At 67.1% G+C, this 12,307-nt stretch carries 10 protein-coding genes; 7 read left to right on the top strand and 3 right to left on the bottom strand.

Annotation, left to right across the window (positions count from 1 at the left end):
- Positions 1-39: 39 nt before the first annotated feature.
- Both DFS13_RS16350 and DFS13_RS16345 read right to left on the bottom strand, forming a co-directional pair.
- A complete protein-coding gene (locus tag DFS13_RS16350) occupies positions 40-867 on the bottom strand; it encodes an enoyl-CoA hydratase/isomerase family protein (RefSeq protein ID WP_006495425.1) in 828 nt (275 codons plus the stop codon).
- 132 nt (positions 868-999) lie between these two features.
- Positions 1,000-1,992 (bottom strand): fumarylacetoacetate hydrolase family protein, encoded by a 993-nt coding sequence (locus DFS13_RS16345; protein ID WP_006490901.1) that lies wholly within the window; start codon positions 1,990-1,992, stop codon positions 1,000-1,002.
- A 129-nt stretch (positions 1,993-2,121) separates the two neighbouring features.
- Between DFS13_RS16345 and DFS13_RS16340 the strand changes: the two genes are divergently transcribed.
- The 6 genes from DFS13_RS16340 to DFS13_RS16310 all read left to right on the top strand — a co-directional run bounded on the left by DFS13_RS16340 (position 2,122) and on the right by DFS13_RS16310 (position 9,682).
- On the top strand, positions 2,122-2,988 hold the full coding sequence (locus tag DFS13_RS16340) for an IclR family transcriptional regulator (RefSeq protein ID WP_006490900.1): 867 nt from the start codon (positions 2,122-2,124) through the stop codon (positions 2,986-2,988).
- A gap of 121 nt (positions 2,989-3,109) precedes the next feature.
- Positions 3,110-4,369, top strand: a complete 1,260-nt coding sequence (locus DFS13_RS16335) for a DUF3108 domain-containing protein (protein WP_034201314.1) — start codon at positions 3,110-3,112, stop codon at positions 4,367-4,369.
- A gap of 258 nt (positions 4,370-4,627) precedes the next feature.
- The gene (locus DFS13_RS16325) at positions 4,628-4,885 is read left to right on the top strand and encodes a DUF3567 domain-containing protein (RefSeq protein WP_006477667.1); all 258 of its coding nucleotides are present in this window, start codon (positions 4,628-4,630) and stop codon (positions 4,883-4,885) included.
- Between the two features lie 202 nt (positions 4,886-5,087).
- Complete coding sequence (locus DFS13_RS16320; RefSeq protein ID WP_059721698.1) at positions 5,088-6,155, top strand: homocysteine S-methyltransferase family protein; 1,068 nt, start codon at positions 5,088-5,090, stop codon at positions 6,153-6,155.
- Between the two features lie 42 nt (positions 6,156-6,197).
- Positions 6,198-8,915, top strand: coding sequence for a methionine synthase (gene metH / locus DFS13_RS16315; protein ID WP_006495430.1), 2,718 nt, complete (start codon positions 6,198-6,200; stop codon positions 8,913-8,915).
- A gap of 179 nt (positions 8,916-9,094) precedes the next feature.
- Complete coding sequence (locus tag DFS13_RS16310; RefSeq protein ID WP_006495431.1) at positions 9,095-9,682, top strand: hypothetical protein; 588 nt, start codon at positions 9,095-9,097, stop codon at positions 9,680-9,682.
- Positions 9,683-9,989: 307 nt separating this feature from the next.
- Here the strand turns inward: DFS13_RS16310 and DFS13_RS16305 are convergent, their stop codons facing one another.
- Positions 9,990-10,313 carry a DUF1840 domain-containing protein gene (locus DFS13_RS16305; RefSeq protein ID WP_006489103.1) on the bottom strand — a complete coding sequence of 108 codons (324 nt, stop codon included), beginning with the start codon at positions 10,311-10,313 and terminating at the stop codon, positions 9,990-9,992.
- Positions 10,314-10,513: 200 nt separating this feature from the next.
- Between DFS13_RS16305 and argS the strand changes: the two genes are divergently transcribed.
- Positions 10,514-12,295, top strand: coding sequence for an arginine--tRNA ligase (gene argS, locus DFS13_RS16300; protein WP_006495432.1), 1,782 nt, complete (start codon positions 10,514-10,516; stop codon positions 12,293-12,295).
- Positions 12,296-12,307 lie beyond the last annotated feature (12 nt).

Here is a 12,307-nt window from a genome sequence, read left to right as displayed (position 1 = left end):
CGTCGCGCAGCCGCGCGTGATTCGATCATAGCGCGCACGTCAGAACGGCGCGTCGCCGGGGAACGCGGGCGGGCGCCGCTCGCGCAGCGAACGGATGCCCTCCTGCACGTCGGGCCCCGAAAAACCCATGAATTCGAGCGCGAGCGACGTATCGAAGGTCGGGCCGGCCGTACGCAGCCAGTTGTTCAGCGCGTACTTGGTCCAGCGGATCGCCGACTGCGAACCGTGCGCGAGCCGCTCGGCCACTTCGTATGCCTTCGGCAGCAGGTCGGCCGGCTCGACCGCGAGCGACACCAGGCCGATCCGCTCGGCCTCCTCGCCGCTCACGGGCTCGCACAGCATCAGGTAGTACTTCGCCTTCGCCATCCCGCACAAGAGCGGCCACACGATCGCCGCGTGATCGCCGGCCGCGACGCCGAGCCGCGTGTGGCCGTCGATGATGCGCGCATCCTTCGCGGCGATCGAGATGTCGGCGAGCAGCCCGGCGACGAGCCCCGCGCCGACGGCCGGGCCATGCATCGCCGACACGATCGGCTTGCTGCAATTGATCACGTTGTAGACGAGGTCGCGCGCCTCGCGCCACACGCGGGCGCGCACGTCGAAATCGTTCGCCATGTCCTCGACGAGCGCGAGATCGCCGCCCGCCGAAAAGCCCTTGCCTTCGCCGCGGATCACCGCGACGCGCGTGTCGGGATCGCGATCGACGTCGCGCCAGATGTCGGCGAGCTCGCGATGCATGCGCGCGTTCGCGGTCGCGAGGCCGCTGCGGTTCGCGCCCTCGCCGCTCATCACGATGTCGAGCACGCCATGGTCGCGGCGCGTCACCTTCAGTGCTTCGTAACCGCCGTACGCGGCAAGATCGGCCATCTGCTGCTCCTTGTGCGAGGCGCTCGAACGCCTGAATCGAGTGTAGCCAAGCCCGCGCGGTCAAACATCGGGCGAAACCCGGCGCGCGGGCCGAAGCCGGGTTTCGCCGCTGCGTTGCTTGCCCCGCGCCGCTTACGCCGCGCCGTCGGGCGGCGCGACCGACTGCTCGATCGCGCCGAAGATCGACTTGCCGGCCGCGTCGAACATCTCGATGCGCACGGTGTCGCCGTAGCGCATGAATTCGGTCTGCGGCGCGCCGTGCTCGATCGTCTCGAGGCAGCGCTTCTCGGCGATGCAGCAGTAGCCGCGCTTCGCGTCCTTGTTCGAGACCGTACCGGAGCCGACGATCGAGCCGGCACGCAGGTTGCGCGTCTTCGCCGCGTGCGCGATCAACTGGCCGAAGTGGAACACCATGTCGGTGCCCGCGTCGGGCTGGCCGACCTTCTTGCCGTTCCAGTGGACGATCATCGGGCGGTGCACGCGGCCTTCGCGCCACGCGTCGCCGAGCTCGTCGGGCGTGACGGCGACCGGCGCGAACGCGGTGGCCGGCTTGCTCTGGAAGAAGCCGAAACCCTTCGCGAGTTCGGCCGGAATCAGGTTGCGCAGCGACACGTCGTTCACGAGCGTGACGAGCCGCACGGCCTTCAGCGCGTCGTCGGGCGACGCGCTCATCGGCACGTCGCCGGTGATCACCGCGACTTCCGCCTCGAAATCGATGCCCCATTCCTCGGACGGGCACACGACGTCGTCGCGCGCGCCCAGGAAATCGTCGCTGCCGCCCTGGTACATCAGCGGATCGGTCCAGAACTCGGGCGGCATCTCGGCGCCGCGCGCACGGCGCACGAGCTCGACGTGATTCACGTACGCGGAGCCGTCGGCCCACTGGAACGCGCGCGGCAGCGGCGCCATGCAGTTGGCCGGGTCGAACGCGAACGCGTTGCGCGCGCGGCCGTGGTTCAGCGCGTCGTACAGGTCGCGCAGTTGCGGCGCGTAGAACGCCCAGTCGTCGAGGACGCGCTGCAGCGTCGGCGCGATCGCATCGGCAATCGCCGCGGTGTGCAGGTCGCGCGACACGACGATCAGCTGGCCGTCGCGCGTGCCGTCCTTCAGCGAAGCAAGTTTCATAGGGAGGATCTGCCGTTGTAGTGACGATGGAGGGAATCTATTTTACGATGGTGAATCCCTGCGGCGCGCCACGATCGCGCACGCCGTTTTCGCCCCGTTTCCTGTCGCATTTTCGCGCACCCGCTGCCCATGCCCGCCAGCCTGCTTCCCGACGACGATCTCGCCGACTCCGATACCGACGACGCCGCCTCCGGCGAACCCGGCGAGAAGGTCCGTTCCGGCATCCAGTCGATCGAGGTCGGCTTCCGCCTGCTCGACGTGCTGACGAGCGAGCCGCGCGCGATGATGCTGCGCGATCTCGCGCAGCGCGCGGGCATGAGCCCGGCGAAGGCGCATCGCTATCTGGTCAGCTTCTCGCGGCTCGGCGTCGTGTCGCAGGACCCGGTCTCGGGCCGCTACGAGCTTGGCGGCTTCGCGCTGCAAATGGGGCTCGCGCGGCTCGCGCGCGTCGACGGCGTGAAGCTCGCGCGGATCGCGCTCACCGAATTCCGCGACCGCCTCGACCAGACGGTCGGCATCGCGGTGTGGGGCAACCAGGGGCCGACGATCGTGCACTGGATGGAATCGAGCCATCCGGCGAAGGCGTCGCTGAAGCTCGGCGACGTGATGCCGCTGCTCGGCTCCGCGACGGGCCTGCTGTTCGCCGCATACCTGCCGCGCAGCAAGACCGCCGCGATGCTGGAGCGCGAACTCGCCGATACGCGCCGCTCGCCGCACCACGGCGGCCCGCGGACGCTCGACGAAGTCGAGACGGTGCTCGCCGACGTGCGCCAGCACCAGGCCGCGCGCGTCGAAGGGATGCTGCTGCCGACGATCCATGCGTTCTGCATGCCGGTGTTCGACGCGGTCGGCGAACTCGCGCTCGCGATCGTCGCGCTCGGCCAGGAAGGCTCGTTCGACATCGCATGGGGCGGCGAGATCGACACCGCGCTGCGCGCCTGCGCGCAGAAACTGTCTTACGAACTCGGCTATAGTCCCGACGCACGCGACGCCTGACGCATCCGGTTCACGCCACGTCACGCATCGCGAACGCGCGGCCCATCCGACGGTCCGATTCCTGTGGCGCGCGCCGCGCGCCGCGCGCCCGACGTCACGCCAGCGCCCCGACCCTGTTCCGATGCCCATGCAGCCTGCCGATCTTCGCCCGCGTCACGCCCTGCCCCGCCGCTGGCTGCGCGTGGGCGTCGCGCTCGTCGCCGTGCTGGTGCTGCATGCGCTCGCCGGGTTCTGGCTGATGCGCAACCGCGAATCGTTCACGCCGCCGCCGGCCACGGAGATCCCGGTGCAGATCGAGCTGCTGAAACCGCAACCGATCGAGCGTCAGCCGGCCCCGCCGGCGCCGAAACCGGTCGAACGTCCGGCCGAATCGGCGGCGCCCAAGGCCGCCGCACCGAAGGTGGCCCCGCCGAAACCCGCGCCGTCGCACGAGCCGGTCCTCACGTCGACGCAGACCGCCGAGCACGGCGAACCGCCGGCTGCCGCCGCGTCCGCGGCGAGCGGCACACCGGGGGCTTCGGGTGCGCACGCCGCATCGGCCGCGGGCGCCAGCGCCGCGACACCGGGCCCCGCGACGAGCGGCGTGAAGTTCGCGGCGCCGCCGTCCGGCGACCTGCAGTACGACACGTTCTACAACGGCATGCAGAACATGATCGGCACGATCCACTGGCGCACCGACGGGCATACCTACGACTTGTCGGTGTCGATGCCGGTGCCGTTCGTCGGCCCGTTCACCTATCGCAGCGAAGGCCGCATCGACGCCTTCGGCGTCGCACCCGATCGTTACGTCGAGAAGCGCGGCAAGCGGCCGGAAGACATCGCGATCTTCAACCGCGAGATCCGGCAGGTCGTATTCACGCGCACGCCGAACAACGCGCCGCTGCCGGACGGCGTGCAGGACCGCTTCAGCATGCTGATGCAGTTGTCGGGGCTCGTGCGCGGCAATCCCGCCGCCTACAAGCCGGGCGTCACGCAGCAGTTCTTCGTGATCGACAACAACAGCGGCGAGACCTGGCCGATCACCGTGATCGGCGACGAACAGGTGCAGACGCAGGCCGGCATCGTCGCGGCGCGGCACTTCATGCGCCTGCCGCGCCGCGACGGCGACACGCGCCGCATCGACATGTGGCTCGCGCCGTCGCTCGGCTGGCTGCCCGCGCGGCTCGTGCAGAGCGAGCCGAACGGGGCGCAGATCGAACTGCTGTGGCACGGCCGGCTCGCCGCACCGAACGTGCCTGCCGACGCCGCGCCCAGCGGCGCAACGAACGCGCCCGCCGGCGCTCCGGCACTGGATGCATCGGCCGTGCCGCCCGCGGAACCCGCGCCCTCCACGCCGCCCGCCGCCGTGCAACCACCGGCGTCATCGACTGTCACACAGTGAACGCGCGCACATGAACGCGCACGAATCGGCAATTTCGACCGATTACAGATTTCCGGAAAATGGCCGATGACACTCTTTAACAACTATTTCAGTGCACCGGCTCACAATAAGAAACGTTTGATAGACATCGGCTTCTAACCGATACACCCCACGCAAACGGGAGAACGGGGTGTGCAGCGCAAGCCCCTTGAAACCGGCAAGGCTCGCCCCACCTAGGGGACAACAAGGCCAGATGCCACTGCGAAGAGGAGTGCCGCCATGCAAATGATCTACAACAGCCCCAACTACTGCGTCGTCGAATTTGCGCCGCAGGCCGGCCATCACCTGATGAATGCCGGCGGATACGAAATCGTCGACAAGAACGCGCAGCGCGAAATCTTCATCGACGGCGAACTTGCCGAACGATTCCGCGCGCACGTGAAGCAGCTGATCGAGGATGAACCGTCGCTCGACGAAGTCGACGAATTCCTCGGACAATTCGACAGCCTGATGATGATGCCCGTCGTGCTGCACTGACGACTCGCGGCCCGGCGCGTCACGCGGCCGGGCCATTCGCCGCGCATCGACGCGGCGCCGCGTGCACTCCGATCCTGCCCCCGTCCGGTTCGCCTGCGGGGGCTTTCATTTGACGGGCCGTCCGGCCGGCGCGGCGAGGGTCGGCGACCGCTTGACGCACCGGCTACAATGACGGTTTTCCGTCTTCGCCGGTCTTCCGCCCATGTCTGCGACTCCCCTCGCCGCTTCCGCCCCGCTCGACGCGCGCTACACGCGCGGCGCCGCCCTGCCCGCGCTGCTGAAATCGCGCATCCTGATCCTCGACGGCGCGATGGGCACGATGATCCAGCGCTACAAGCTCGACGAAGCCGCGTATCGCGGCGAGCGCTTCAAGGATTTCCCGCGCGACATCAAGGGCAACAACGAGCTGCTGTCGCTCACGCAGCCGCAGATCATCCGCGAGATCCACGATCAGTACTTCGCGGCCGGCGCCGACATCGTCGAAACCAACACGTTCGGCGCGACGACCGTCGCGCAGGCCGACTACGGGATGGAAGATCTCGTCGTCGAGATGAACGTCGCATCGGCGAAGCTCGCGCGCGAATCGGCCGCCAAATACGCGACGCCGGACAAGCCGCGCTTCGTCGCCGGCGCGATCGGACCGACGCCGAAGACGGCCAGCATCTCGCCGGACGTCAACGATCCGGGCGCCCGCAACGTCACGTTCGACGAGCTGCGCACGGCGTACTACCAGCAGGCGAAGGCGCTGCTCGACGGCGGCGTCGACCTGTTCCTCGTCGAGACGATCTTCGACACGCTGAACGCCAAGGCCGCGCTGTTCGCGCTCGACGAGCTGTTCGAGGACACCGGCGAGCGCCTGCCGATCATGATCTCGGGCACCGTCACCGATGCGTCGGGCCGGATCCTGTCGGGCCAGACCGTCGAGGCGTTCTGGAATTCGCTGCGCCACGCGAAGCCGCTCACGTTCGGCCTGAACTGCGCGCTCGGCGCGGCGCTGATGCGCCCGTACATCGCCGAGCTCGCGAAGCTGTGCGACACCTACGTGTCGTGCTACCCGAACGCGGGCCTGCCGAACCCGATGAGCGACACCGGTTTCGACGAAACCCCCGATGTCACGTCGGGCCTGCTGAAGGAGTTCGCGCAGGCCGGGCTCGTGAACCTCGCGGGCGGCTGCTGCGGCACGACGCCCGAGCACATCGCCGAGATCGCGAAGGCGCTCGCCGGCGTGAAGCCGCGCCGCTGGCCGAACCAGTACAGCGACAACGCCTGACCCGACCGCCCCACGTCCTTCCTCAAAAGAATTCGCACCGCCATGACCGATCACATGATGCGCCTTGCCGGCCTCGAGCCGTTCAACGTCACGCCCGGGACGCTCTTCATCAACGTCGGTGAACGCACCAACGTCACCGGCTCGAAGGCGTTCGCACGGATGATCCTCAACGGCCAGTTCGACGAGGCGCTCGCCGTCGCGCGCCAGCAGGTCGAGAACGGCGCGCAGGTGATCGACGTCAACATGGACGAGGCGATGCTCGATTCGAAGGCGGCGATGGTGCGCTTCCTGAACCTGATCGCGTCGGAGCCGGACATCGCGCGCGTGCCGATCATGATCGACTCGTCGAAGTGGGACGTGATCGAAGCCGGCCTCAAGTGCGTGCAGGGCAAGGCGATCGTGAACTCGATCTCGCTGAAGGAAGGCGAGGACGCGTTCCGCCACCACGCGAACCTGATCCGCCGCTACGGCGCGGCCGCGGTCGTGATGGCGTTCGACGAGACCGGCCAGGCCGATACCTACGCGCGCAAGACCGAGATCTGCAAGCGCTCGTACGACTTCCTCGTGAACGAAGTCGGCTTCCCGCCGGAAGACATCATCTTCGACCCGAACATCTTCGCGGTCGCGACGGGCATCGAGGAGCACAACAACTACGCGGTCGACTTCATCGAGGCGACCCGCTGGATCAAGCAGAACCTGCCGCATGCGAAGGTGAGCGGCGGCGTGTCGAACGTGTCGTTCTCGTTCCGCGGCAACGACCCAGTGCGCGAGGCGATCCACACCGTGTTCCTGTATCACGCGATCCAGGCCGGGATGGACATGGGCATCGTGAACGCGGGCCAGCTCGGCGTGTACGCCGATCTCGACGCGGAGCTGCGCGAGCGCGTCGAGGACGTGATCCTGAACCGCCGCGCGGATTCGACCGATCGCCTGCTCGAGATCGCCGACAAGTTCAAGGTGGGCGGCGCGAAGAAGGAAGAGAACCTCGAGTGGCGCAACCAACCGGTCGAGAAGCGGCTCTCGCACGCGCTGGTGCACGGCATCACGACCTTCATCGTCGAGGATACCGAAGAAGTGCGCGCGAAGATCGCCGCGGCCGGCGGCCGTCCGATCAACGTGATCGAAGGCCCGCTGATGGACGGGATGAACATCGTCGGCGACCTGTTCGGCCAGGGCAAGATGTTCCTGCCGCAGGTCGTGAAGTCGGCGCGCGTGATGAAGCAGGCGGTCGCGCACCTGATCCCGTTCATCGAGGAAGAGAAGCGGCTGCTCGCGGAAGCGGGCGGCGACGTGCGCGCGAAGGGCAAGATCGTCATCGCGACCGTGAAGGGCGACGTGCACGACATCGGCAAGAACATCGTGTCGGTCGTGCTCCAGTGCAACAACTTCGAAGTGGTCAACATGGGCGTGATGGTCCCGTGCAACGAGATCCTCGCGAAGGCGAAGGTCGAAGGCGCGGACATCATCGGGCTGTCGGGCCTCATCACGCCGAGCCTCGAGGAAATGGCGTACGTCGCGTCCGAAATGCAGCGCGACGACTACTTCCGCGTGAAGAAGATTCCGCTGCTGATCGGCGGCGCCACGACGTCGCGCGTGCACACGGCGGTGAAGATCGCGCCGCACTACGAAGGCCCGGTCGTCTACGTGCCGGATGCGTCGCGCTCGGTGTCGGTCGCGTCGAACCTGCTGTCCGACGAAGGCGCGGCGAAGTATCTCGACGAGCTGAAGTCCGACTACGAACGCATCCGCGACCAGCACGCGAACCGCAAGCAGCAGCCGATGGTCACGCTCGCCGACGCGCGCGCGAACAAGACCAAGATCGACTGGGCCGGCTACCAGCCGGTCAAGCCGAAGTTCATCGGCCGCCGCGTGTTCAGGAATTACGACCTGAACGAGCTCGCGAACTACATCGACTGGGGCCCGTTCTTCCAGACCTGGGATCTCGCGGGCCCGTACCCGGCGATCCTGAACGACGAGATCGTCGGCGAATCGGCGCGGCGCGTGTTCTCCGACGCCAAGTCGATGCTCGCGCGCCTGATCCAGGGCCGCTGGCTGACCGCGAACGGCGTGATCGCGCTGCTGCCGGCGAACACCGTCAATGACGACGACATCGAGATCTACAGCGACGAGTCGCGCTCCGAGGTGCTGCTCACGTGGCGCAACCTGCGCCAGCAGAGCGTGCGCCCGGTGGTCGACGGCGTGATGCGGCCGAACCGCTCGCTCGCCGATTTCATCGCGCCGAAGGAATCGGGTGTGGCCGACTACATCGGGATGTTCGCGGTGACGGCCGGCCTCGGCGTCGACGCGAAGGAAAAGCAGTTCGAAGCCGACCACGACGACTACAGCGCGATCATGCTGAAGGCGCTCGCCGACCGTTTCGCCGAAGCGTTCGCCGAAGCGATGCACGCGCGCGTGCGGCGCGAGCTGTGGGGCTATGCGAGCGGCGAGACGCTCGACAACGACGCGCTGATCGCCGAGAAGTACGCGGGCATCCGCCCGGCGCCCGGCTACCCGGCCTGCCCGGACCACCTCGTGAAGCGCGACATGTTCGACGTGCTGCACGCGGACGAGATCGGCATGAGCGTGACCGACTCGCTGGCGATGCTGCCGGCGGCGAGCGTGTCGGGCTTCTACCTCGCGCATCCGGACAGCCGCTACTTCTCGGTCGGCAAAATCGGGCAGGATCAGCTCGAGGACTATGCGCGGCGCATGGCGCTGTCGCTCGACGACGCACGTCGCGCGCTCGCGCCGCAACTGTAACCGCGTCGACCTGCCGCTTCCATCGCCACGCGCCCCGATCCAGGGGCGCGTCGCACAACAGCTCAATTCATCAGGATACCTAATCTCAATAATCAAGATCGAAGCCGCTGTAACGCCGAGCTTTCGGGCCAACGCGCGTGGGCGACATGACGCGCCCTTCTCTCTAAATCATTCCCGCCATGTCGACCTTCGAGATCCGGATCACCGAAACGCCAGCGGACAGCGCAAGCCCGTTCCCGCCGACGATTTACCGCGGCGAGCGCTGGGATCTGGACCATCTGCGTCCATTGACCTTCACCTGCGATCTGGAAACCGGCTTCGATGTGACGGTTCTTGTCCTGTTCTCGTGTCACTGCTTCACACGCAGCTTCAAATGGGACGGACGCAGCCGCGACACCATTCCGGACGGCGAGATCTACGACGACGGCCGCGAGACACGCGTGCTTTGCGCGGACCGGTATCGCGCGTCACGGGAGCTGTTGCGCGGCGTGATCGTGGGGCTGGCGACGCGCCGGATCGTCGTCGCGGATGAACGGCAACCCAATTTCGTCACGGTGGAGGCGGTCGCATCGGACGGCACGCAACGCGTGTATGCCGTGTTCTTCGAGGTGTCGAAGGACCGGATCAGGAAACGCCGGCTCATCCTGCGCGTACAGTCGGCCTACATGCTGGACGGCGGCCTGAACCGGCGCCAGCGGGAAGCCCGGAAAGTCGCGTTGCGCACGTTGCTGCGCGCGAGCCTGGAAGGCCGCAAGATCCGGGCGTAGAAAAACCAACGGCCGCCTTTCGGCAGCCGTCGCATGCAGGATTCTCTTTCCGTCTTTCGACGAAATACCCACTCCAGGTGGGACCCGGTTGTCCGGGCGGCGCTATGTTTTCGCACCCGCTTTCACATAGTCTTGCGTTGAATTATAAGGAATTTCATCTTTCGGTCAAGGCAAGTGCCACGCTGCCGCCCCGATTTCGCGCCCGCCTTCCGCTGAGCGCAACTTTCATCAGACAAAAGAAAAAGCCCGCTCGAAAGCGGGCTTTTTCCTGTCTGGCGAACCTTTCGATCCGCCAAGCAAGGGAAGCTCAGAAGCCCCAGTGGACGTCGGCCTGGCCGGCCTTCGCTTCGCGCAGCATCGTCAGGAACGGCGCGACGCGCTGGGCCAGGCTCGGCGGCACTTCGTGGTGCGCGTGGTCGGCTTCGTCCTCATGGAAATGGCCGGCGTGCTCGGCGCGTTCCTGCTTCGCCTGCGCGACCGCGCCTTCCAGCTTGGCGATCGCGTGGTCCAGTTCGTCGTGCGTAATCACACCGCGCTCGCCCAGCTGCTTGCCGACGAGACCCAGCACATACACGGCGAAATCCTTCAGCACGTCGAGATCCTGTGCCGCCTTGCTCTTGAACGTAATCATGACAATTCCCTTTTCATCTTGTTGTGCCTGCGCGGCGCGGTTGGGGAACGCCGGCAGACCGGCGTCCGGCCTCGCGGACGCGGGCCGCCTGAGCGGCATATTAGCACCTGTTAAAATTCTGCGATCCCTGAAACGCGCGCTTAAAAAGCGTGCCGGCGGGCCGGCGTTTCCGGCCGCCACCAACGAAGCCTTCTACCAGCATGCTGCCAGCACACAAACAGACCCTCGAAGCCCTGCTCGCGGATAGCGTCAAGCAGGTCGCACACGCGCTGAAAGGCGCCGACGCAGCATTCGTCGCCCCGGCCATCACGCTGGAGCGCCCGAAGGTCGCCGCGCACGGCGACGTCGCGTGCAACGTCGCGATGCAGCTCGCGAAGCCGCTCGGCACGAACCCGCGCCAGCTCGCCGAGCAGATCGTCGCCGCCCTCACCGCGCAGCCGGCCGCGCAAGGCCTCGTCGAAGCCGCCGAGATCGCCGGCCCCGGCTTCATCAACCTGCGCCTGTCGGCCGCCGCGAAGCAGGCCGTGATCGCCGCCGTGTTCGACCAGGGCCGCGCGTTCGGCACGTCGGATCGCGAGAAGGGCAAGCAGGTGCTGCTCGAATTCGTGTCGGCCAACCCGACCGGCCCGCTGCACGTCGGCCACGGCCGCCAGGCCGCGCTCGGCGACGTGCTCGCGAACGTGATCGCGAGCCAGGGCTACGCGGTGCACCGCGAGTTCTACTACAACGACGCGGGCGTGCAGATCGGCAACCTGGCGATCTCGACGCAGGCGCGCGCGCGCGGCCTGAAGCCGGGCGACGCGGGCTGGCCGGAAGCCGCGTACAACGGCGAGTACATCGCCGACATCGCGCGCGACTACCTGAACGGCGAAACGGTCGCCGCCTCGGACGGCGAGCCGGTCAAGGGCACGGGCGACGTCGAGGATCTCGACGCGATCCGCAAGTTCGCGGTCACCTACCTGCGTCGCGAGCAGGACATGGACCTGCAGGCGTTCGGCGTGAAATTCGACCAGTACTACCTCGAATCGTCGCTGTACAGCGAAGGTCGCGTCGAGAAGACGGTCGACGCGCTGGTCAAGGCCGGCATGACCTACGAGCAGGACGGCGCGCTGTGGCTGCGCACGACCGACGAAGGCGACGACAAGGATCGCGTGATGCGCAAGTCGGACGGCACGTATACGTACTTCGTGCCGGACGTCGCGTACCACGTGACGAAGTGGGAGCGCGGCTTCACGAAGGTGATCAACATCCAGGGTTCGGACCACCACGGCACGATCGCGCGCGTGCGCGCCGGCCTGCAGGGGCTGCACATCGGGATCCCGAAAGGCTATCCCGACTACGTGCTGCACAAGATGGTCACGGTGATGCGCGACGGCCAGGAAGTGAAGATCTCGAAGCGCGCGGGCAGCTACGTGACGGTGCGCGACCTGATCGAATGGTCGGGCGGCGCGGCGGCGGGCCAGGAAGCGGCCCCCGACCTGATCGACGAGGCGACCATCACGCGCGGCCGCGACGCGGTGCGTTTCTTCCTGATCTCGCGCAAGGCCGATACCGAGTTCGTGTTCGACATCGACCTCGCGCTGAAACAGAACGACGAAAACCCGGTCTATTACGTCCAGTACGCGCATGCGCGAATCTGCTCGGTGCTCAACGAACTGAAGTCGCGCTACAACGTCGACGTCGCGCAACTGCCGGGCGCCGACCTGTCGCAACTGACGAGCGCGCAGGCGACATCGCTGATGCAGAAGCTGGCCGAGTATCCGGACATGCTCACGCACGCGGCGAACGAGCTGGCGCCGCACGCAGTCGCGTTCTACCTGCGCGATCTCGCTGGCGAATTCCACTCGTTCTACAATGCGGAGCGCGTGCTGGTCGACGACGCAGCGCCGCGCAATGCGCGCGCCGCGCTGCTCGCCGCGACCCGGCAGGTGCTCGAGAACGGCCTGGCGGTGCTCGGCGTGTCCGCACCCGCCAAGATGTAAGGATGTAAGCGC

This window comes from Burkholderia sp. 28_3 (assembly GCF_003253915.1).
GTDB classification, from domain to species: domain Bacteria; phylum Pseudomonadota; class Gammaproteobacteria; order Burkholderiales; family Burkholderiaceae; genus Burkholderia; species Burkholderia cenocepacia.
Note: the sequence above shows the minus strand (reverse complement) of the source record. Positions and strands in the feature narration are given on the sequence as shown.

Coding starts and splice junctions, on each gene's coding strand:
- DFS13_RS16350 (WP_006495425.1), bottom strand. CDS start 867: ATGGCCGATCTTGCCGCGTACGGCGGTTACGAAGCACTGAAGGTGACG.
- DFS13_RS16340 (WP_006490900.1), top strand. CDS start 2,122: ATGCCCGCCAGCCTGCTTCCCGACGACGATCTCGCCGACTCCGATACC.
- DFS13_RS16335 (WP_034201314.1), top strand. CDS start 3,110: ATGCCCATGCAGCCTGCCGATCTTCGCCCGCGTCACGCCCTGCCCCGC.
- DFS13_RS16345 (WP_006490901.1), bottom strand. CDS start 1,992: ATGAAACTTGCTTCGCTGAAGGACGGCACGCGCGACGGCCAGCTGATC.
- metH (WP_006495430.1), top strand. CDS start 6,198: ATGACCGATCACATGATGCGCCTTGCCGGCCTCGAGCCGTTCAACGTC.
- DFS13_RS16325 (WP_006477667.1), top strand. CDS start 4,628: ATGCAAATGATCTACAACAGCCCCAACTACTGCGTCGTCGAATTTGCG.
- DFS13_RS16310 (WP_006495431.1), top strand. CDS start 9,095: ATGTCGACCTTCGAGATCCGGATCACCGAAACGCCAGCGGACAGCGCA.
- argS (WP_006495432.1), top strand. CDS start 10,514: ATGCTGCCAGCACACAAACAGACCCTCGAAGCCCTGCTCGCGGATAGC.
- DFS13_RS16305 (WP_006489103.1), bottom strand. CDS start 10,313: ATGATTACGTTCAAGAGCAAGGCGGCACAGGATCTCGACGTGCTGAAG.
- DFS13_RS16320 (WP_059721698.1), top strand. CDS start 5,088: ATGTCTGCGACTCCCCTCGCCGCTTCCGCCCCGCTCGACGCGCGCTAC.